Origin of the sequence: Granulicatella seriolae (assembly GCF_024543085.1) — a bacterium.
In the GTDB taxonomy this organism is placed as follows: Bacteria; Bacillota; Bacilli; order Lactobacillales; family Aerococcaceae; genus Granulicatella; species Granulicatella seriolae.
The window spans coordinates 217533-239277 of sequence record NZ_JANHNZ010000001.1 but is presented as its reverse complement, the minus strand read 5'-3'; the positions used below and the strand labels follow the sequence as shown (position 1 = coordinate 239277).

Sequence of the window (21745 nt, the reverse complement as noted above, 5' to 3'; positions counted from 1 at the left end):
AAATGGTCATTTTTCGTATACAAGTGAAAGTTAGTCGTCTACAATAATTTTTTCAATCCAGCCTTCTGGTGCTTCTACATCGCTGTATTGTATACCAACCAGTTCGTCATACAAACGTTTGGTGACAGGTCCAACTTCGGTTTCAGAATAAAAGACATGGAACTGGTCTCCATATTGAATACCACCAATTGGAGTAATCACTGCTGCTGTACCACAGGCACCAGCCTCAACAAAATCATCTAAGCGATCGATAAAGATATCGCCTTCGGAAACAGTCATTCCTAAACGATGTTCAGCTAACCACAACAGTGAGTATTTGGTAATACTTGGTAATATCGATGGGGAAAGAGGAGTGATGAATTGATTATTGGCAGTGATGGCAAAAAAGTTTGCAGCACCGACTTCTTCGATCTTAGTATGAGTAGCTGGGTCTAAGTATATGGCATCACTAAAATTTCTAGCTTTAGCTTCCTTATTTGCAAGTAAGCTACCGGCATAGTTGCCACCTACTTTTGCAGCACCTGTACCTGATGGCGCTGCTCGGTCATAGTCTGTAACGATAAAATTAGCAGGAGAAAGCCCACCTTTGAAATAAGCCCCAACAGGTGTTGCAAAGATAGAGAAGATATACTCTTCTGCGGGTTTCACACCAACATTGTCGCCAACTCCAATCATATAGGGGCGTAAATACAGACTGCCACCTGTTCCATATGGAGGAATCCAGTGTTGGTTGGCAATAACGACTTGTTTGACAGCTTCAATAAATCGTTCAGCAGGGAATTCTGGCATAAGTAGACGTCTGCAAGACCTTGCCATTCTAGCAGCATTCTGGTCAGGACGAAAAAGGTTGATAGAGCCGTCCTTGCAGCGGTAGGCTTTTAAGCCTTCAAAACATTGCTGTCCGTAATGGAGGGCCGTTGACCCTTCACTGATTCGCACTTTGTTATCGGTTGTTAATTCTCCTTCGTCCCATTGCCCATCTTTGTAGTATGAGATAAAACGTAAATCTGTTTTGATGTATGTAAATCCCAGATTTTCCCAATCTAATTCAACTTGTTTTTCCATTCATTGCACCTCGTTAGTTATTTTCGTAGAATCTATTCTGGAAGAACTTTATATTCTCCAGTGGTTTCATCAATTTCTTCAATGGTATTCTTTGATTTTGTATAACGGAAAATGCCATAGTTAGTAGTTACGGAATCATTTTCTTTGCGGATGTTAATGACTATCATGTCGTCTGTTTGTTCTTGAATAATCATAAGATAAGAATCATCAAAAGCAACATTCTTGGCTTTTTCTATTTTACGCATGGCTTCTTTGCCTAGAGCATTTTGTTCTGTACTAGCTGTTGATTTACTAGTAGAGTTGGCTGCGGAATCACTTTTTGCTGACTCGTTAGGCTTTTGAGTAGACGAGGAATCTATGGTTGCAGATGAAGCTGGTGCTTCAGAATTCGTAGAAATAGTAACAGTATCAGAAGATTCTATGGTTTCAGTTGGTTGCTCACCACAAGAAGCAAGGAGTAGGGAAGAAGCAGTAAGTGTTAACAGTATAGTTATATTTTTTTTCATTTGGTAAACAACTCCTTTTTTTATTCAACCTTCATGATAACATCACCAAACAAAAAGTAAAGGTCTGTAAGGTAATTTTAAAAAAGTCTAAATCTCTGACATAATAAAGCGCTTGAAAAATGTAGAGATGAATGAGCTTGTTTTATTATTCAATGAGTAAAGTCTTAAGGTAATGTGCCAGAAATAACAGTGTGTAAGCATAGCTATTCGCACTGTGGATGTTGGGGCTGGGCAAAACCCTTTTGTTTGAATAGCAGCCTGGACTTTTTGCCTAGCCCCTTACAACTACGAAGACAGATAAGTCATGAGACCTTGGCCCAAGTCGTTGCCATCGTTTTGATTTTTGACAAATTATCTTAAGAATCTACAGTATCTTGAAAACTATTTCTATTTAGTAGTGTTTTTTTATCCGATGCTTTGAGTATGTAAAACTTGCTTGTATGTAGGCAATTTGTTATGATAATTATGCTCAATTTATTTCAGGGGTCGTTACGGATTCGACAGGTATAGGTCGAGCATTCATCGCATTTCGTAGGTTACGGCTACGTAAAAACGTTACAGTTAAATATAACTGACAAAAAACAAACAAACACTTTAGCTTTCGCAGCTTAATACCTGCTAGCTAAGATCCGCTCGGCATCGCCCATGTGCTCGAATCCGGGTCTCACTTTCAGTGGGCTACGGTTAACTTTTCCGTCTGTCTAAGTTAAACAGAGATAACCAGACTAGCTAAATATGACGCTTGTTTATCAGCTAATATGCAGCGAACCTCCAAATAGATAAACTATGAATGTAGAAGTGGATGTATCGTTATGCTTGGACAGGGGTTCAACTCCCCTCGGCTCCATAAAGCTAACTATTGCTAGATTTTATTAGGTTACGACTGTTATTCAATCAGTATTTGTAACCTATTAGAATCTAGTTTTTTAATAGTTATACAAAACACCAATAATTAAAAGACTTAACTTTAAACAAGCCAAATTAAAGTAAAAGAGTTGTCGGAAAATGTTACCTGAAATAACGGTGTAAAGCATAGCTGACGCACAGTGGATGTTTCGGCTTCAGCCGATTACAGCCACGTAGACAGCCAAGCAGTGAGACCAAGGCTCACGACGGTGCCACCGTTCTTATTTCAGGTAACATTTTCCGATAACTCTTTTGCGTTTTAGAAATAGTTTTTGTTTTTTCTGGATTTATTACCCAGTTCTTTTCGTACATATTAACGAGTTAATCCAACAGCTCTCTCCATCTTTTTAAGAGTTTTGCTAGCAATGGCGTTAGCTCTTTTAGCACCATCTGTTAAAATATCATCCAACTCAGTAGAAGCTAATAACTGCTTGTATCTTTCTTGCATAGGTTCTAAAACAGCGATGATCGCTTCCGCTAAATCAGCTTTAAAGTTTCCATAACCAGAACTTGCATATTGCTCAACTAAATCCGCAATTGAACGATCAGTAAAAGCAGAAAAAATAGTCAATAGATTAGAAATGCCAGGTTTTTCACTAGGATTGTATTCAATCACACCACTAGAGTCAGTAACCGCACTCTTAATTTTTTTGCGAATAACAGCTGGTTCATCCAGAAGGGAGATATATTCTTTGACATTATCATCAGATTTACTCATTTTTTTATTTGGTGTCTGCAAGCTCATAACACGTGCGCCTTCTTTAGGAATGATAGCATCAGGCAAGACAAGAAGATCATTGCCATTACCGTAGCGGCTATTGAAACGTAGTACAAAATCACGTGTAAGCTCCATATGTTGCTTTTGGTCTTCACCAACTGGAACAAATTCGCTATTGTATAAAATGATGTCAGCTACCATCAATGGTGGGTAAGTTAGTAAACCAGCAGAAACGGATTCTTGTTTTTGAGACTTATCCTTATACTGTGTCATTCTTTCCAATTCCCCAATACCCACATTGCATTGGACAATCCAAGCGGCTTGAGCATGAGCAGGAACCTCAGACTGAACAAAAATAATCGATTTTTCTGGATCAATCCCTAAAGCAAGGTAGAGTGCTGCTAGAGAGCGAGTTTGTTCTTTAAGCTTTTTTGGGTTTTGAGGGACCGTTATCGCATGTTGATTAACGATACAGTAAGTACAATCATAATCATCTTGCAAAGCCACAAAATGCTTCATAGCACCAATATAATTTCCAATAGTAGGGATGGCAGAGGGTTGAACCCCCGAAAATATTTTTTTCTTCATAAATTCTTCTCCTAACGTTCAAATCATAAGGTTATTATACAGGAAGATAAGTCGTATTCCTATAAAAAGTCTTTTTTTCTAAGGAATCCTATCTCTTGGGTAAAAACTATGACTAGGCTTACAGATGATAATTAATCTAATCTAGTAAGCTGGGATGAAATAATTTACTTAATATTTACTTATAGGATTGGGCTTTACATGAAATTTACAAAAATCTAGTAAAAAAAATTCTTTAAAAAAAGACAAATTTATGTCAAGATTATATAGATTTATTCCGAAAAATGTTATATAATGTTAATTGTAAATGAGTTTAGGCATTTGCCGAATCATACTCATAAAGGAGTGGTTTAAATGGTTACTTTATATACGTCACCTAGTTGTACTTCTTGTCGCAAAGCGCGTGCATGGTTGGAAGAACATAATATTGAGTTCACTGAAAGAAATATATTCTCTGACCCATTATCAATTCCAGAAATCAAGAATATCTTGCGCATGACAGAAGACGGTACAGAAGAAATTATTTCTACTCGTTCAAAAGCTTTCCAGGAACTAAATATTGATTTAGATGAAGTTCCTCTAAACCAACTATTCCAACTACTTCAAGAACACCCTGGATTGTTACGACGTCCAATTATGTTGGATGAAAAGAGATTTCAAGTAGGATATAACGAAGATGAAATTCGTCGCTTCTTACCAAAAGAAGTCCGTGCTTATGAATTAAGCCAAGCACAAAAACTCGTTAATTTTTAGAACCAAAACCTTATAGTCGAAAGTCAGGTAACAGCAATTGTTACCTGACTTTTTTTGTTTGTTGTCTAAGAGCTTGATAGAGCAAGTCAACAGCCTGCGGAATTTCTGTAAGACTTAGACTAGAAAAACCAAGGTAGATGGTATTTTCATATTCTGTAAAGTTCTTTAGCCAGCTAGGCTTATTCAAAAAATCATTTAGAAAGGCTATCTTAAGCCCTAACATCTTTAAAGCTTCATTTAGCGGTTCAGTATCGAATGGCAAACTAGGTTTGAGCAGAATGTGAAGTCCGGCTGGAGCACCGATTAATTTTGCCTGATGGTCATGTTGACTTATAGCAGCAAGCAAGCTCTCTCTTTTCCGTTTATTTCTAAGGCGACTACGGTTGAGGTGACGTTCAAATTGCCCACACCTCATCAGCTTATCCATGACTTTTTGCGTCAAACTACTAATCGGGCAGGTAAACATCGTTTCGATGCGCTTAAAGGCGTTTAATAATTGCTCAGGCAAGACCATATAGGACATTCGAAAGCCGGTAGCCAAGGAACGAGAAAAGCTTCCCATATAAATAACCTTCCCTTTTTGGTCTAGCGAGCTAAGAGAAGGAATCGGTTTACCTGCATACTGAAACTCACTGTCATAGTCATCCTCAATCAGGTAACGATGTTCATCTTGACTAGCCCATTCCAGCAAATCCTGTCGTCTTTCAATTGGCATAATGCTACCGGTAGGGAATTGATGATTGGGTGACAGGTAGACCAAGCTCGCTTTAGACTGATGCAATTCTTCTATAGATAACCCATGCTGATCGATTGGTAAGGCACAGGTTTGGAAATGGTGCAGCTCAATAAGCTCCATAAAGCGATGGTAACCCGGATCCTCAAAGGCAAAGCATGACTTAGGCTCTATTATCTGGCACAAGAGGGTAAAAAGATACTGAGAACTTGGTCCTAAGACGATTTGTTCCATGCGACAAGGTACATTTCTAGAAAGGCTTAAGTACTGTTGAATGGATTGGCGCAGTGAGTCGTCTCCGGCTAGTGGACTAGTTTTCAGGATGGAGTCATCTTCTTCCATAAGAATGGTGTTAAAGGCTTTTCTCAAGTCAGTAAAGGGAAAGTTTTCTTGGTCGGGAATGGAACTGGTAAAGTCAAAGCGAATCTCTTGTGTTTGTGAATGGGTTGTTTGATTCATTTCCTGTATTTGCTGAATAGGTTGGATTAGTGTTTTAATATCGGCAACAAAATACCCTTTGCGTTCCATGCTATAAATATATCCTTCTACTTCAAGCTGCTCATAGGCTTTAAGGACGGTATTGATGCTGTAACCTGTTTGGATAGAGAGATTTCTCTTACTAGGAAGCTTTGAACCAGCAGGAAACTCTCCATGAAGGATGGAAGTCTTTACTCGTTTATAGAGTTCCACATAGAGTGTCAGCTTGTCCTTGGCAAGAGACTCATTGGTAAATGATGTTTGATTGAACTTAGACATAAACGCCTCCTGGTACCTAAAGATTTTTAGTATTGATACTGTTAATAGTACCAGACTGATATTAAAATAGATAGTAGAGCTAGTCAATTGACAAGAAAGGTGGGAAGAAAACTTATGGAGAACTCTATATTACTAGTGCACGATTGGGTAACTGTGGGAAAAGTTGCTGGTCCCATGATGACTCCTATATTTTCCATAGCAGGCTTCAATGTGTCTTTTTTGCCAACAGTCTATTTATCCACGCATACCGGTGGCTTTCCATCAAATGTGATTCATCCTATGACGCAAATCATGCAGGATTCACTTGACCATTTGAATAGTCTACCAATTTCTTTTGACCATGTAGTGACAGGATATTTTGCCGGGAATCAAGAAATTGAAACTTTAATTGATAACTTGAAGCAGCCACTCATGACGTCAGCACAAGTCATCGTCGACCCAGTGATGGCTGACAAAGGAAAACTTTACCGAGGTTTTGATGTGTCGTATCCGCAAGTAATGAAAAACTTGGTCCATAAAGCTAACATCCTGCTACCCAATATTACCGAGGCCTGTTTATTAACGGATACACCATATTTAGGTGATGACTACACTTTGGAACAGGTAGACCAATTGGTGGATAAGTTACATGCTTTGGGTCCAGAGAGGGTTATTTTAACTGGGATTAGTTTTGACTCACAGCAGATTGGATTTTATGCCTCTGACAAGTCCAGCAGAATCTATGTATCACACGAACGGTTCCAAGAAGATTTTTATGGGACGGGTGATTTGTCAACCGCACTCATCTCCAGCCTGCTGATAAAAGGCGTCAATGTCCAAGAGACGTTAGAATTCACGGTCAAATGGATGCACACCATTCTTGAGCGCTCATTGGCCAGTGGCAAACCAATCAAATATGGCTTGTCCATAGAGCCACTATTGATAGACTTAGGCCTTGCGATGAGAGAATTGTGTAACGTTTAAGAAAAAATTAAGTAAGAAAGAAGGATAAACATGTACAAGACAAAACAAAGTAACCACACATTTCAATTAATCGAAATTTCATTATATGCAGCACTTATTATTATTGGTATCTATTTTTTCCGTTTCCCAATGCCCTCAGCTATTAGCAACTCATTTGTTCATATGGGTAATGCTTTAGTAGCGGTTGGAGCCTTGTTAATGGGTTCAAAAAGAGGTGCAATAGCCGCTTCTATTGGATTGTTAATTTTTGATATTACAGCAGGGTACGCAACCAGTGCCCCATTCACCGTTTTAGAGTCCTTGATTGTTATCTTGATGATCCATTTGGTATTCTTCAAACTGCTAAAGGGCAATGATAAGCCTGCCAATATTATCATTACCGGAATTGTGGCTGCACTAACTAAGTTAGTTGTTATTTACATTAAATTTTTATTAGCACAAATGGCTCTAGGCTTAAACGTGACAGCTGCTATGATTGTTGCTTTTTCAGCACTACCAGCCTCTGTTTTTACTGCATTTGTTACAGCTATTTTAGTGCCAATTCTTTATTTCCCGATGAAACGAGTAGTGGAACGCTTCCATCCAGTTGGTCAATAGACAAACCTATCTTTCCAAACCGTCATAATTCTAATTACTTTACTTTTCTGGTATTTGATTTACAATGAGATAATAGATTAAGATAAGTGAGGTGTATATGATGGAAATGGAACGGATCAATGATAATACTATTTTAATAAAAATTGAGAATCGAGATCTTCAAGAACGTGGAATGACCGTAATGGATTTGTTTGGAAATCCGCAACAAATCGAGGCATTCTTTCAAGAAATTTTGGAAGAGTTTGAAGTTGATGACCAATTTATCGGTTCCGAAGCACTCTCTTTTCAGGTGATGCCCAACTCAGAAGGGATCGAAGTCTATATCTCAAAAAATTGGACAGACGAAGCGAGCAATATCGAGGAAAATGATGTTATGAAAAAAATTCTTGAATCAATTCATAACACTGTCTCTAAGGAAAATTCTTCATCGTCTGCTAAGAATAGCAAGGAAGACTCAAGCAAGGAAAAAGGCAGTTCGGTTCAACATAAACCAGAAGAAAAAATGGCTAGCTTGAACCAAACTATTGTGTTTGAATCGATTGAAGACTTCTTTGAATTAGCAAAACACTATCTATATGACTTAGATGAAGCCACTTTATACCACTACAAAGGGCGTTATGTGCTTCATGTGTTTGATCAATTAGAAAAGGAAGAGGACCCTTCAACAGATATTGCCTTGCTCTTAGAATATGGTGAACCAGCAAGGTTATCGCCAGAGTTCCTGTCCGAGTATGGGACCGTCATTATGAAAGATAATGCGCTAGACATCGCTAGAGAGTATTTTAAGTAGGTTAATATTGTGATGAAATAATGCTGCAAAAATCATATTTGGTTTTTGCAGTTTTTTTGTTGCCTTGACTTGGCAAGAAGTACATAACGAATAAAATGAATTTCTAAATTATAAGAGAGTTTCCGATTTTAAAAAGTTAACAAGGAGACTCGTGTATACTCAGGCCATGTTTACTCATTTTAAAAAATCAAAAAAAACGAAGTATGGCTTAACTTTTCTCGTCATTTTTGCGTATCTATAAGTAGGAGTCTAACGTGATTGAGAAAGGTTGAGGTTTATGAAAGTAGCTCGAACTAGGGATGGAAACTTGCATTATTGTCATTTGGAGACGCTGCTATCTAAGGATCAAGTCTATTTTTGTCCAACTTGTCAGCAAGAGGTTTTTTTGCGGACTCGTAGAGATGGGAGACAGTATTTTGTTCATTCGTCAAAGAAGCAAACAGAAGATAAGCATCAAGGGGAGAGCCATTTGCATAAGGAAGGCAAGCTCGCTCTCTACAAATGGTTTCATTCCTACTTTACAAACTCTCAGATGGAATTCTATATCAAGGAAGAACAGCAGCGCCCTGATATCCTCGTGACAGTAGCCCAGCAAATGGTGGCGGTGGAATACCAGTGTAGTCCAATCTCACTGGAAACGATGAAAAAGCGTAATCTTGGGTATGAAAATACGGATACAAGTGTGTTTTGGTTCTTTGGCCCACAATATATGCAAGTTGACCGTCTGAATGAAATTTTGGAGTATAATCTACTCTATGTTGAATCACTAGGAAACTTTTTGTTGTTTTTTAATGATGAACAAATTGAATTGCGACATCATATCACTATTGAAGAGAAATCTAGAAAGTACAGCTATCAAAGCTTACAGGTACCACTAAAAACCAGTTCTGCCAAACTATTATTAGAACTGCTCTTAAAGTCAAAAAAGTTAGTCTATAAAGAACTGAATCAAGCTGAAACAGCTAACTACTGGAGTCAAGAATCCATGGAACAGCTTCGCTTGAGTACCCAAAGAGAGAACCGAGTTTTCTTGGAACAACTATATATGTCACAAGTGAATTTGACGGACTTGCCCAAAGACTGCTGGCGCTTACCAAAGTACAGCTATGCCTTAAAAACGCCAGCCTACATTTGGCGCGGTCTAATCTATATCCGTCTGTTAAAAGTGAAAAAAGGAAAAATAATTAGTTTGGCTCAAGCTATGAGGTGGATAGAGAAGGAGATTGAGTGTGGTCGATTAAGAAAAAGCGCCATTAATCAGTGGGAGTTGACCATGGAACAGGAGTTATTAGAATTTTTCAACCATTTGGTACAAGAAACAAGATTCCTTAGATTAATTTCTACAAATCAATGGATCCGACTTTGATATAGCCTTTTTATTGCATAGTCTTAGAAATTAATGATAAACTAGTGATAATCATCCAGAAAAGGGGTTAGCAAATGACAAATGACCATAAATTACTAAAGAGAAGTGAAGTACCTGAAGAATTAACTTGGGATTTGACGACAATCTATGCTGATGACCAAGAATTTGACCGTGACCTTCAAGCGGTGAAAGATGCTATTCCTGAGCTTGCTGCTTACCAAGGGAAAGTTCATCAATCTAGCAAAGACTTATTGGACTATATAGAAAAGTCTTTAGAAGCAGAATTATTGATTGAAACAGCTTATGTCTATTCTCATCTAAAAAATGACCAAGATACTGGCGAGGATAAATATCAAGTTATGAATCAAAAGGCACTGGCTGTTTACACAGAGTTAGAAGCTGCTATGGCATGGTTTGAGCCAGAATTATTAGAGATTGAGGATGCTCATCTAGAGGCTTTCTATGTTGAACAACCAGAATTAAAGGTTTATAAAACTTATTTAGATGCTCTTCGTGTACAAAAAGGGCATGTCTTGGATGGCGCACAAGAAGCATTACTAGCTGAAGCAGGTGACGTTCTTAGAGGAAGCGGTCAGACGTTTGCATTGCTAAACAATGCGGATCTGAAATTCGGAAAAATTACCACAGAAGATGGTCAAGAAGTAGAATTGACACATGGAAACTATTCTACCTTTATTGAATCAAGCAATCCACAAGTACGTAAAGCTGCTTTTGAAACCATCTATAAGCGCTACATGGAATTGAAAAATACCTTTGCAAGTACACTTGGAAACAATATTAAGGTGGATAATTTTAATGCCAAAGCTCATAAATACCCTTCAGCACGGAACGCAGCTATGTCTAAAAACCAAATTCCTGAAGAAGTGTATGATACCTTGGTTGGCGTGGTAAATGAAAACTTACCTCTGTTACACCGCTATTTGGCACTGCAACAAAAGGCTTTAGGTCTTGAAGAAATGCATATGTATGACTTGCATACACCTATCACTGGGAAAGCACCATTTAACATTACTTATGAGGAAGCTGTCCAAGAAACCTTTAAGGCTTTGGCGCCATTAGGGGAAGATTATCTGGCGATTCTTCAAGAATGCTTTGATAATCGTTGGATTGATGTTTTGGAAAACGAAGGCAAACGAAGTGGTGGTTATTCTTCTGGTGGATATGCAACCTCACCGTATATTCTGCTAAACTGGCAAGATGACTTGAGCAATTTCTTTACACTTGTCCATGAATTAGGGCATAGCGTTCACTCCTACTTGACTCGCAAGAACCAACCATTTGTTTATGGAAACTACTCTATTTTCTTAGCAGAAATTGCTTCAACTACTAATGAAAATCTTTTAACGGAGTACCTCTTAAACAAATATACGGATGAAGAAAGTCAAAAATATATTTTGAATAGCTATTTAAACCGTGTCAAATCAACTATTTTCCGTCAAACTCAATTTGCAGAATTTGAACATCTAATGCATACGGCAGCTCAAGAGGGAACACCTTTAACACAAGACTTCTTAGCAAAAACCTATGCTGAACTCAACGAACGTTACTACAAACCAGTTGTGCAAGACCCAGAGATTGCCTATGAATGGGCACGAATCCCACATTTCTACATGAACTACTATGTGTACCAATATTCTACTGGTATGGCTGCCGCAATTGCCTTATCACAAAAGATATTGACAGAAGGTAAACCAGCCCTAGATGCTTATCTGGCTTATTTGAGTGCTGGAAGAAGCGACAAGCCGATTGAAATCATGAAGAAAGCCGGAGTAGACATGACGAAAGCTGACTACCTAAATGATTCTATGAAAGTATTTGAAGCTCGTTTACAACAATTGGAAGATTTAATGAAATAAAGCTAATAAAAACCCGTCCATAAGCCAATAAATAGTTGGTTTGTGGACGGTTTTGTGTTTTGATTAGGGAAGGTAATATAACTTGTTTTTAATTCACAAACAACCTATATCGCAAATCTTATAAACAGTATACAGACATAAAGTTTGAACATAAGATAGTTGAAAAATGCTGTTATAAAATGGGATTTGGCCAGTTCTATCATTTGATGAAGAATTCTTACTTAAAAAAACTTGTTAACAGATACTCAACCAGAAGAAAGAGGACTAAAAAGTGACATTTAAACATTATATAAAGACCTATTGAATTAACATCAGTTAAACTCATCTTTATATTATCATTTATAATCATCTCTTAAATAAAATATACAGACGTTTGAATAAAGCATCGAAGCTTGACGAACTAAAAAATCTGCGTTACAGTGTACATGTAAACAACAAAATAGTGCTTCTGTTAGGTGAGGCTCCTATATGGAAAAATGCTGCTGCCCAAAAATATCGAGAGATGCCAATGGGTTAACAAGTTTGGTCGGATTAAGGCCATTTTTAACGTAGCTGATTTGAAATAATCTACGCCATATAGTGCTAAAGCTCGATGAGGGGGAAAATTTGAATGCACTGCTTTTATTTGAGCAGACTTCAATTTTATTTGTGGATGAACTGTAATGTCATGCCCATACTCTAATTCGAGTGTGGGCATTTTTTGTTGTCAATAAATCAACTTAAGTAAGGAGATGAACGTGGATGCGAAGTTTAATGATTGAAAATGATAACTCAGATCATAGTAGTCAGAGCAAGCAAGAAAAGTTAATACTGAGCAGACATGCTGATTCTCCATCTATCTAGTTATGGTCTGCTAAGAACTTTCTTTTCTTGCTTGGAAAAGAGAGGATGAGAAACATGATGATGAATAAAGTAAGCATGAAAAAAGAAGAAAGAAAATCAAAAGAAATCCAATTAAAGAAAATGGCTGTTTTGGATGAAAAAAAATTATTTAACATGCTAGGTATTACGAATGAGGGTTTAACCAGTACTGAAGCAGAAGAAAGACTAGGAAAATATGGAACAAATGAAGTTGCTTCGCAAAAACCAACAAGATGGCCTAAATTATTGCTTCAATCTTTTGAAGATCCGTTTACCTATGTATTGCTCTTATTATTTGTAGTTTCTTTATTTACGAAAGATTATGAAGCTGCAACAGTAATGATTTTAATGGTCTTATTCAGTGCAGGGATCCGTTTTGTTCAAGAGTATCGTTCACAAAAAGCAAGCTTAGCTTTAAAAGAAATGATTGAAAATACAGCTGCAGTAATCCGAAATGGCAAACAAGAAGAAATTCCGATGAATGAAATTGTTCCAGGAGATATTGTTGTCTTATCTACTGGAGATATGATTCCAGCTGATATGCGCATTTTATGGACAAAAGACTTATTTATTAACCAGTCTTCATTAACTGGTGAATCACTACCTGTTGAAAAATTCCATGAAGTAGAAGTACTTGATAAAAGATCATTTATTCAAAAAAGTGCTTTAGAAATGCAAAATTTAACCTTTATGGGTACGGATGTCTTAAGTGGACAAGGTCGCGCGGTTGTTTTGAAAACTGGTGGTGATACCTTCTTCGGTGATATCGCAACAAATGTTTCTAAAGGTAGAGGCGATACTAGCTTTGATGTTGGCGTAAAAAATGTTAGTAGATTATTAATTCGTTTTATGATGCTAATGGTACCAGTTGTTTTCTTGATTAATGGCATTACAAAAGGGGATTGGTTAGAAGCCTTCTTCTTCTCCATTGCTGTAGCAGTTGGACTAACACCTGAAATGTTGCCAATGATTGTTACGAGTAACTTAGCTAAAGGAGCCATTGCAATGTCTAAGAAAAAAGTCATTGTAAAGGAATTAAGTGCCATTCAAAATCTAGGTGCCATGGATATTCTCTGCACAGATAAAACAGGTACCATCACTGAAGATAAAGTTGTTTTAGTTAAACACGTGGATCCCTTTGGAAATCAATCAAACAGCGTACTTGAAATGGCTTATATTAATTCACGGTATCAAACGGGTTGGAAAAACTTAATGGACCATGCAGTGATTAACTACTTTGAAGAAAGTAACTTTAAAGCACGTTTAAGAGTTGAAAAAATTGATGAAATTCCATTTGATTTTTCTAGAAGACGGCTAACAGTTATTGTAGAACACAATGGGCACCATCAAATGATTACAAAAGGTGCCGTTGAAGAAATGATTCGCATCTGTAAGTATGTAGAAATGAATGGTGACATTGTTCCATTAACAGATAGGCTAAAAGCTGATATGACTAAAATTAGTGTAGATATGAATAAAAGTGGCATGCGAGTTATTGGGCTTGCCTATAAAAATGATGTACACAGCAGCCCAATGTATACGGTGAACGATGAAAATGAGATGATTTTATCTGGATTTATGGGTTTCCTAGATCCTGCAAAAAAATCAGCTATTTCTGCAATTAAATCGTTACATGAATATGGCGTAAACGTAAAAGTTTTAACAGGGGATAACGATATTGTTTCAAGAAAAGTTTGTTATGACGTGGGAATTGAAGTAGATGACATTCTATTAGGATCCGATATCGAAAGGATGAGTGATGAAGCATTATCTGAAGTTGTTGAAGGAATCAATGTGTTTGCCAAATTGAACCCAAATCAAAAAGCACGTATTATCAGCTTATTACAAAAGAAAGATCACACTGTTGGATTTATGGGGGATGGCATTAATGATGCAGCAGCACTTAGGACGGCTGATGTTGGGATCTCTGTTGATACAGCGGCTGATATTACTAAAGAAGCCAGTTCTATTATTTTACTTGAAAAAAGTTTAGATGTCCTTGAAGATGGGATGATTGAAGGACGTACTGTTTTTGGTAATATTCAAAAATATTTAAAAATGACGATTAGTTCAAACTTTGGGAATGTCTTTAGTATTTTAGTAGCTAGTGCATTTTTACCGTTCTTACCAATGCTTTCTATCCAATTGCTTGTACAAAATCTTGTTTATGATGTTGCACAACTTGCCATTCCTTGGGATAAAATGGATGAAGAAAATTTAGCTCAACCTAGAAAGTGGAATGCAAGTAGTATGACACGTTTTATGGTAACTATTGGGCCAATTAGTTCAATCTTTGATATTTTAACCTTCTTGCTCATGTGGTTTGTCTTTGGTGCGAATACACCTGAACAAGCAGCATTGTTCCATTCCGGTTGGTTTGTGATTGGCTTAATCACACAAACGTTAGTTGTCCATGTGATTCGGACAGAAAAAATTCCATTCATTCAAAGCGTTGCGAGTATTCCGGTTTTAATCACAACTGGTCTTGCGATTCTAGCAGCTGTTTTGATTCCAAGTAGTCTTTTAGGTGAATGGATAGATTTAGTTTCATTACCAGGAAACTATTGGGAATGGGCGGTAGCAATCGTTATTTCTTATGTGATTGTGACACAGTTAGTGAAACGTCTTTATATAAAAAAATATCATGAATGGTTATAAAAAATACTGTAGAAAAAATAGATGATTCCAGGGTGAATGGGAATCCATTAGCTCGAATGAGTAGCTTCTTACCTACTAAAGATTTATGGACAGTAGGAAAAACGAATGAATTGAAGTTGTAAATTCTTAAACTAAATTATATTTACTAACCCACAAAGGGCTGGGCAAAAAGTCCCTGCTGCTATTTAAACAAAAGAGTTTTGCGAAAAGCTTACCAGAAATAACGGTGTAAAGCATAGCTGACGCACAGTAGATGTTTCGGCTTCAGCCGATTACAGCCACGTAGACAGCTAAGCCAGTGAGACCTAGGCTCACGGCGGTGCCACCGTTCTCATTTCTGGTAAGCTTTTCGCAAAACTCTTTTGTGATTTAAAAATAGATATTATTCATTATGGACTTTTTGCCCAGCCCCTTCGGAAATGAGAGCTGTGTCCCCGCCGTGAATCAAGGTTTTTCGACGGGGACACTATTATTATTTGTGACTAATAAGTGGTTGGAGACTATTTCTACATACAAAAAAGAGGCCCATTTAGGACCTCTATCATTTGAATATATTTACCTTTACAACATGTGTAAAAATTCTATCGGATAGGTATTGCCATAGTTCAATGGTCTAGATGACTGAGTTTTCATATTCTCGTAATCAAAGCAGACACTTCGAATGGTATCTTCGGTAATCAAGGAGTCTATCTTAATACCAAATGATTGATTAAGACTATCAAAAATAACCAAAGATGGATTTTTTGTAATATTCATTTCTTGAGCAATCTGTTGATCTTTTTCATAATCCATACGAACTATTTGAGAAGCCTTGTCCTCATAAAACATGTCTTTATCTAATCCAATTTCATCAACGACGGTATCCAATAAAGATTGGCTATAGGGAATTTGATCAACATTAATATACCGTTGTAAAGTAATTAAAAAGTTTCGTCCCATTTTTTTCCCTTGAAGCAAAGCAGCTTTGTAAGCCAAGGAGGCGTCATAAATTGAGGAGTATGTTTCGTTCCGAAGCTGCAAATCACGGTCATTTAAACCGATACGCTTCATATATTGGGTTACGGTCTGGAAGTTGTGGAAGGTTATAAAGTTAAAATGGACTTTATAGGTTGTGTTGGCAATAAATTTCAACAACTCTTCTTCACAACGATAGCAGTTGAACCCGATTGGATTAATAAAAAGATATAGTTCGAAGATTCTATCTGGTTGCTTGCTACCCTTTAGTTGCAAATAGCTACCACCACGCATGATATTCACCCTCTATTCTTTTTCTTCTTTCTACGTTTCTATTGTAGCAGAAATGAAAGAAAAAGCAGAATGATATGATTTGATTTCACAAAGGGAGCGTTTACTTGACCTCAAATGCTTGGATGGCTCGCATAATTTTATTGACGGTTTTACGCTTGGGAATGTTGAAATCGCTTAAAAGTTGCTCAAATATTTTTTTTCCTTCTGTTACATCATTTACTTCCATCTCGACTTCGTAATCACGAACTCCTGCATAGCTACTCTGGTCGAGAACTAGGGTGTAGTTTTCTGTTTTATATTCTTGGCGATTAGTATTCAGTTTTGCAATTAGGTCTAATTCAGTATCAAATATGTCAATTGATTGTAATGCAACTTGAAGACTAAGAGGCAAAGAAATTTGTCCAACTTCAATCTGTTGTAGTAGTTCTTCTCGTGGCAGCAATTCCGTGTATTCGAAAATTTCCACTTTTGACTGAGGCACTTTTAAGGTGACTTGACCAAGGTCTTCGCCTTCCACAAGCCGTATTCTTAGAGCACACTTAGCATCACGCAAATGACTTTGGGAATCAAAGTACCAATTTGTTTGTTCAATAGGCAGTGATAGCTTGGAAGCATAAGCTTCTTGTAAGGCAGTAAATTCTTCTAAAGTCAGTAAATTTTTGAATTCTATCTCAATCTCTCTCACACGAAAACCTCCAAAATATTTTCACTAACTATACCAAAAAAATATAAGAAAGAACACAGTTATGGTATGATATTATAGTGTGAGTGGGGAAGTTTCCCCAAGTAGAAAATACCAATCAGAGTGCGAGGTGTGTGAATTGGAACAAGAACCATTAGAAACAATCATACAAAACTGGGATGCGTTTTTAGCACCCTATTATCAGGCAATTGGTGAATTAAAAATAAAATTAAAAGGAATTCGACGTCAATACCGCGAAGAAGGAAGACATGCGCCTATAGAGTTTATTACTGGCCGTGTTAAAACACCAGAAAGCATATTGGAAAAGATGGATGTCAGAAAAATCCCAGCAGATAGAATGCTTCAAGACGTTCAAGACATCGCAGGTATTCGGATTATGTGCCAATTCGTTGAAGATATTCACGAAGTAGTGCGACTAATGCGCCAGAGAAATGACTTCAAGATTATTATCGAACGAGATTACATTACCAATAAAAAGGAAAGTGGTTATCGTTCTTATCATATCGTTTTAGAATACCCAGTTCAGAGAATTGAGGGAGAAGAAAAACTTCTAATCGAAGTACAAATCAGAACCCTAGCCATGAATTTTTGGGCAACTATCGAACATTCCTTGAATTATAAATACAAAGGTGAGTACCCAGAAACCATCCACCAACGCCTAGAAAGAGCAGCAGAAGCAGCCTTCCAACTAGACGAAGAAATGTCCCAAATCAGAGAAGAAATCCAAGAAGCCCAACTAATCTTTACAACAAATAAAGAAAATAGAAGAGCGTGAGGGGCGGCGTTTAGGGGCGTAGAAATTTAGGAAATTCCACGGAAGCCTTGAAGAGGCTGTAGGGAATTTATCTAATTTCCTAGCCTCTGCCAACCCGAGCGCGTTTAAAGAAGAGCGTGAGCTTGGGCGTTTATGTCCGACAAGATTTTAGGAAATCTCACCAAGGCATGAAAATGCCGACTGAGATTTATCTAAATCTCGAGGGCATGCCCAAGCGATCGCGTTTAAAGAAGAGCGTGAGGAGTAGCGCTTAGGGCTGTAGAAATTTAGGGAATTCTACGAAAGTCTTGAAAAGACTGTAGAGAATTCATCTAATTTCATAAGCCCTGCTACCCCGATCGCGTTTAAAGAAGAGCGTGAGGAGTAGCGCTTAGGGCTGTAGAAATTTAGGGAATTCTACGGAAGTCTTGAAAAGACTGTAGAGAATTCATCTAATTTCATAAGCCCTGCTACCCCAATCGCGTTTAAAGAAGAGCGTGAGGAGTAGCGCTTAGGGCTGTAGAAATTTAGGGAATTCTACGAAAGCCTTATAAAGGCTGTAGAGAATTCATCTAATTTCATAAGCCCTGCTACTCCGATCGCGTTTAAAGAAGAGCGTGAGGAGTAGCGCTTAAGGCTGTAGAAATTTAGGAAATTCACAAAGCCTACCACCACAAAATCCTCACCAAATAACTTAAAAGATTGGAGAACAACATGAGAGTAGCACTAGTATACAACCATTCAGACAAAAGTCTTGAAGTGGTACAGGAATTTCTCAAGCTATGTCAAGATGGACAATTTATCCGTGATGATAAGAATCCTGAAGTTGTAGTTACTATCGGTGGTGATGGCACACTTTTAGGAGCTGTCCACAAGTACGGTGACCAGTTAGATAAGGTACGGTTTGCCGGAATTCATACTGGGCACTTAGGTTTTTATACCGATTGGCGCGATTATGAAGCTGCTGAATTGATTGAAAGTTTGAAAAAAGACCAGTCAGAGAGTGTTAGCTATCCTTTATTAGATGTCACCATTACAAAAAATGATGGACAAGTCTGTAATTATTTTGCTCTAAATGAGGCAACCATCCGTAAAGTAAATGGTACCTTGTTCTGTGAAGTTATCATAAATAATGAGCTGTTTGAAAACTTCCGTGGTGATGGGTTATGTATTTCAACACCAACTGGTTCCACAGGCTTAAATAAGTCCCTAGGTGGTGCTATTGTGCACCCATTTTCTGAGGTTATTCAGTTGACTGAGATGGCTTCAATTAATAATCGGGTCTATCGTACTCTAAGTTCTCCAATGATTTTGGCTAAAAAAGATGTTCTTCTCTTGAAGCCACACAGTCATGATGGCATGATGGTTTCTATCGACCATTTGAATTATGAGGCAGATAGCTTTGAGACGGTTCAGTTGAAGGTTAGTCAAAAACGGGTTTCGTTTGTTCGCTACCGCCACAATCACTTTTGGGACAGAGTTGAAGAGGCCTTTATCGGAGCAAGAGTTGTCTCAAAACCATGCCAATAAAAGTATACAGAATTAGGAGTTCAATACCACTATGAAATTACACTGGGTCTATGATAAGGACATTCCTGTCATGGTAAAAACTTTTTTACGAGAAAAAGGAATTTCTAAACGTTTATTAGCTCAAATCAAACAAGCTGGAACCATAAAAGTTAACGGAATTGAGCAGATTGTCCTAGTCTACCTACAAAATGGTGACCAGATTGATGTTGTTATCCCAGATGAAGGGGAGCATGAAACAACTAAAGAAAGTCATATTCCAATAGAGGTTCTCTTTGAAGATGAATTTTTCCTAGTGGTTAACAAACCTAGTGGCACTGCTTCAATCCCATCAAAATTACATCCAGACTTGTCCATGGCCAACCGAGTCAAAGGCTATTATGCAAGGCAAGGCTATGCCAATCGTATTCCTCATGTTGTCACAAGGTTGGACAGGGATACAAGTGGTATTATGCTATTTGCCAAACACCGCCTATCACATGCTTGGATGGACCAGCAGTTACGCAAGAAACAAATAAAAAAATACTATACTGCCATTATTCAAGCGCTAAGTCCGCTAGAAGAACACGGTATGATTGACTATCCTATTGGCAGAGATGGGGATTCCATTATTACAAGGACAGTCACAGAAGATGGCAAACCATCACTTACGGAATATTGGGTGCAACAATCTTTTGAGCAAGACCAAGTGGTAAAAATCCTACTTCATACTGGTAGAACACACCAGATTCGAGTGCATTTTTCACACATTGGAGCTCCCTTAATCGGTGATGACCTTTATGGTGGCCCAATACAAGACCCACTCTTTCGACAAGCCTTGCATTGTAAGGAACTTGAATTTGTCCACCCTATGACCAACCAAACTCTAAGCATTGTGGCACCCATGCCGAATGATATGCAACAATGGATTAATCAGAAACTAAGCACCACTCCTAAAGAAGAAGTATAGTATCATAACAAGATTAAACATATAGCCCCAACTACAAAAGGATGTGAACCCATGCCAGAAATCGTATATGAATTTGATGAAATTTTACAACAAATAAGACACACCATCGCTACTGACGATAAGGAACAATTTCGGGAGATTTTCCTCAATAACCATACCTATGATCAAGCGCAGATTTATCTAAACTTGGAGCCAGAGGAGAGGCAATCCGTTTATGAATTCTTAACACCAGCTGAGATGGCCGATCTTTTTGAGATTATTGAGGAAGATGTTGAAGATGTCGAAGATTATTTGAAGGAAATGGACATCAAGTATGCGGCTAAGATGTTAGCCAATATGTATGCTGATAATGCCGTGGACGTCCTACAACAAGTCAAAGAAGAAGATGTTATTGCCTATCTACGTCTCATGCCCCACAAAGCTGCCATTGAGATTAGAGAATTATTGAATTACGAAGACCATACTGCCGGAGCGATGATGACGACTGAGTACATCGCTCTGAGAGAAAAGCAAACCGTTGGACAAGCCATGACCTATGTCAAGCAAATGGCGGCTGAAGCTGAAACGGTATACTATGTTTATGTAGTGGATGATGCTAATCATCTACAAGGCGTTATTACCTTACGGGACCTCATTTTACAGCCAGATCATGCCCTAATAAAAGATATTATGAAAGACCGTATCGTTACAGTAAATGTGCAAGATGATAAAAATGAAGTGGCTCAAATGATTCGGGATTACGATTTTCTAGCTATTCCGGTTATTGATGAAGAGAACGAATTGTTAGGAATTGTTACCGTCGATGATGCTATTGATGTTATGGATGAAGAAGCAACCAGCGACTACTCTGGTTTGGCGGGGGTAAATGTTGATACACAAAATACTAACCCCTTTATAGCAGCTTCAAAACGACTTCCTTGGCTGATAACCCTACTATTTTTAGGGATGGGAACATCGAGTCTTCTTAGTCGATATGAAAATGTTATCGAACAAGCAAGTGTCTTGTCTATTTTTGTTACGCTAATTACTGGGACTGCCGGAAATGCGGGAACACAATCCTTAGCGGTTGCTGTTCGTAAATTAAGTGCTCATGAAGATGAAATATCTTTCTTTAAACTCTTAATCCATGAGATTTCGACAGGCTTAATCAGTGGTTTAGTAACAGGTCTTACGATTACAATAGTCGTGGGCTTATGGCAACAAAACTGGATTTTAGGCGCAGTTATTGGTTTAGCTATGTTTTGTGCTATCACAGTTGCAACTTTGGCAGGAAGTTTCATTCCAGTTCTAATGGATCGAATAGGCGTAGACCCTGCTGTTGCCAGCGGACCATTTATTTCAACCTTGAGTGATTTGACTTCAGTTTTGATTTATTTTTCTATTGCAAAGAATTTTTTGGATGCCTTCTTAAAATAAGTGAATTAGGAGAA

At 37.8% G+C, this 21745-nt stretch carries 17 protein-coding genes, 1 other RNA gene and 1 riboswitch; of the genes, 12 read left to right on the top strand and 6 right to left on the bottom strand.

Annotated elements, in window-relative coordinates:
* Nucleotides 1–30 precede the first annotated feature (30 nt).
* The gene (locus NPA36_RS01040; protein WP_256944259.1) at nt 31–1065 is read right to left on the bottom strand and encodes a branched-chain amino acid aminotransferase; all 1035 of its coding nucleotides are present in this window, start codon (nt 1063–1065) and stop codon (nt 31–33) included.
* A 32-nt stretch (nt 1066–1097) separates the two neighbouring features.
* Nucleotides 1098–1571 (bottom strand): hypothetical protein, encoded by a 474-nt coding sequence (locus tag NPA36_RS01035; RefSeq protein WP_256944258.1) that lies wholly within the window; start codon nt 1569–1571, stop codon nt 1098–1100.
* Nucleotides 1572–2053: 482 nt separating this feature from the next.
* Between NPA36_RS01035 and ssrA the strand changes: the two genes are divergently transcribed.
* Nucleotides 2054–2421: a transfer-messenger RNA gene (gene ssrA, locus NPA36_RS01030) on the top strand.
* A 369-nt stretch (nt 2422–2790) separates the two neighbouring features.
* On the opposite strand, the gene trpS is transcribed toward ssrA, so the two are convergent.
* Entirely contained in the window at nt 2791–3783 is a 993-nt protein-coding gene (trpS, locus tag NPA36_RS01025; RefSeq protein ID WP_256944257.1) for a tryptophan--tRNA ligase, read from the bottom strand.
* A gap of 351 nt (nt 3784–4134) precedes the next feature.
* On the opposite strand from trpS, the gene spxA reads away from it, so the two are divergent.
* Nucleotides 4135–4533, top strand: coding sequence for a transcriptional regulator SpxA (gene spxA / locus NPA36_RS01020; protein ID WP_256944256.1), 399 nt, complete (start codon nt 4135–4137; stop codon nt 4531–4533).
* Between the two features lie 40 nt (nt 4534–4573).
* Here the strand turns inward: spxA and pdxR are convergent, their stop codons facing one another.
* Nucleotides 4574–6022, bottom strand: coding sequence for a MocR-like pyridoxine biosynthesis transcription factor PdxR (gene pdxR, locus NPA36_RS01015; RefSeq protein WP_256944255.1), 1449 nt, complete (start codon nt 6020–6022; stop codon nt 4574–4576).
* A gap of 114 nt (nt 6023–6136) precedes the next feature.
* On the opposite strand from pdxR, the gene NPA36_RS01010 reads away from it, so the two are divergent.
* From NPA36_RS01010 to mgtA, 6 genes are all read left to right on the top strand, one after another.
* Nucleotides 6137–6985, top strand: a complete 849-nt coding sequence (locus NPA36_RS01010; protein ID WP_256944254.1) for a pyridoxamine kinase — start codon at nt 6137–6139, stop codon at nt 6983–6985.
* Nucleotides 6986–7015: 30 nt separating this feature from the next.
* Nucleotides 7016–7582: an ECF transporter S component gene (locus NPA36_RS01005; RefSeq protein ID WP_256944253.1), complete on the top strand. Its 567-nt coding sequence runs from the start codon at nt 7016–7018 to the stop codon at nt 7580–7582.
* A gap of 100 nt (nt 7583–7682) precedes the next feature.
* Nucleotides 7683–8372, top strand: coding sequence for an adaptor protein MecA (locus NPA36_RS01000; RefSeq protein ID WP_256944252.1), 690 nt, complete (start codon nt 7683–7685; stop codon nt 8370–8372).
* Between the two features lie 277 nt (nt 8373–8649).
* Nucleotides 8650–9738, top strand: coding sequence for a competence protein CoiA (locus NPA36_RS00995; RefSeq protein WP_256944251.1), 1089 nt, complete (start codon nt 8650–8652; stop codon nt 9736–9738).
* Nucleotides 9739–9812: 74 nt separating this feature from the next.
* On the top strand, nt 9813–11615 hold the full coding sequence (gene pepF / locus NPA36_RS00990; protein WP_256944250.1) for an oligoendopeptidase F: 1803 nt from the start codon (nt 9813–9815) through the stop codon (nt 11613–11615).
* Nucleotides 11616–12055: 440 nt separating this feature from the next.
* Nucleotides 12056–12223, top strand: a riboswitch (M-box (ykoK) riboswitch).
* 292 nt (nt 12224–12515) lie between these two features.
* On the top strand, nt 12516–15134 hold the full coding sequence (gene mgtA, locus NPA36_RS00985) for a magnesium-translocating P-type ATPase (protein ID WP_256944471.1): 2619 nt from the start codon (nt 12516–12518) through the stop codon (nt 15132–15134).
* Between the two features lie 561 nt (nt 15135–15695).
* On the opposite strand, the gene NPA36_RS00980 is transcribed toward mgtA, so the two are convergent.
* Both NPA36_RS00980 and NPA36_RS00975 read right to left on the bottom strand, forming a co-directional pair.
* Nucleotides 15696–16382, bottom strand: a complete 687-nt coding sequence (locus NPA36_RS00980) for a DsbA family protein (RefSeq protein WP_256944249.1) — start codon at nt 16380–16382, stop codon at nt 15696–15698.
* 100 nt (nt 16383–16482) lie between these two features.
* Nucleotides 16483–17067 carry a CYTH domain-containing protein gene (locus NPA36_RS00975; RefSeq protein ID WP_256944248.1) on the bottom strand — a complete coding sequence of 195 codons (585 nt, stop codon included), beginning with the start codon at nt 17065–17067 and terminating at the stop codon, nt 16483–16485.
* A 160-nt stretch (nt 17068–17227) separates the two neighbouring features.
* Here NPA36_RS00975 and NPA36_RS00970 point away from each other — a divergent pair, with 160 nt between their 5' ends.
* From NPA36_RS00970 to mgtE, 4 genes are all read left to right on the top strand, one after another.
* Nucleotides 17228–17860: a GTP pyrophosphokinase gene (locus NPA36_RS00970; RefSeq protein WP_256944470.1), complete on the top strand. Its 633-nt coding sequence runs from the start codon at nt 17228–17230 to the stop codon at nt 17858–17860.
* Nucleotides 17861–18553: 693 nt separating this feature from the next.
* On the top strand, nt 18554–19369 hold the full coding sequence (locus NPA36_RS00965) for an NAD kinase (protein WP_256944247.1): 816 nt from the start codon (nt 18554–18556) through the stop codon (nt 19367–19369).
* A gap of 31 nt (nt 19370–19400) precedes the next feature.
* Nucleotides 19401–20315: an RluA family pseudouridine synthase gene (locus tag NPA36_RS00960; protein ID WP_256944246.1), complete on the top strand. Its 915-nt coding sequence runs from the start codon at nt 19401–19403 to the stop codon at nt 20313–20315.
* 51 nt (nt 20316–20366) lie between these two features.
* The gene (mgtE, locus tag NPA36_RS00955; protein WP_256944245.1) at nt 20367–21731 is read left to right on the top strand and encodes a magnesium transporter; all 1365 of its coding nucleotides are present in this window, start codon (nt 20367–20369) and stop codon (nt 21729–21731) included.
* The last annotated feature ends 14 nt before the right edge of the window (nt 21732–21745 follow it).

Coding starts and splice junctions, on each gene's coding strand:
- NPA36_RS00980 (WP_256944249.1), bottom strand. CDS start 16,382: ATGCGTGGTGGTAGCTATTTGCAACTAAAGGGTAGCAAGCAACCAGAT.
- NPA36_RS01035 (WP_256944258.1), bottom strand. CDS start 1,571: ATGAAAAAAAATATAACTATACTGTTAACACTTACTGCTTCTTCCCTA.
- NPA36_RS01040 (WP_256944259.1), bottom strand. CDS start 1,065: ATGGAAAAACAAGTTGAATTAGATTGGGAAAATCTGGGATTTACATAC.
- trpS (WP_256944257.1), bottom strand. CDS start 3,783: ATGAAGAAAAAAATATTTTCGGGGGTTCAACCCTCTGCCATCCCTACT.
- spxA (WP_256944256.1), top strand. CDS start 4,135: ATGGTTACTTTATATACGTCACCTAGTTGTACTTCTTGTCGCAAAGCG.
- NPA36_RS01000 (WP_256944252.1), top strand. CDS start 7,683: ATGGAAATGGAACGGATCAATGATAATACTATTTTAATAAAAATTGAG.
- NPA36_RS00995 (WP_256944251.1), top strand. CDS start 8,650: ATGAAAGTAGCTCGAACTAGGGATGGAAACTTGCATTATTGTCATTTG.
- pdxR (WP_256944255.1), bottom strand. CDS start 6,022: ATGTCTAAGTTCAATCAAACATCATTTACCAATGAGTCTCTTGCCAAG.
- pepF (WP_256944250.1), top strand. CDS start 9,813: ATGACAAATGACCATAAATTACTAAAGAGAAGTGAAGTACCTGAAGAA.
- mgtA (WP_256944471.1), top strand. CDS start 12,516: ATGATGAATAAAGTAAGCATGAAAAAAGAAGAAAGAAAATCAAAAGAA.
- NPA36_RS00965 (WP_256944247.1), top strand. CDS start 18,554: ATGAGAGTAGCACTAGTATACAACCATTCAGACAAAAGTCTTGAAGTG.
- mgtE (WP_256944245.1), top strand. CDS start 20,367: ATGCCAGAAATCGTATATGAATTTGATGAAATTTTACAACAAATAAGA.
- NPA36_RS00960 (WP_256944246.1), top strand. CDS start 19,401: ATGAAATTACACTGGGTCTATGATAAGGACATTCCTGTCATGGTAAAA.
- NPA36_RS01010 (WP_256944254.1), top strand. CDS start 6,137: ATGGAGAACTCTATATTACTAGTGCACGATTGGGTAACTGTGGGAAAA.
- NPA36_RS01005 (WP_256944253.1), top strand. CDS start 7,016: ATGTACAAGACAAAACAAAGTAACCACACATTTCAATTAATCGAAATT.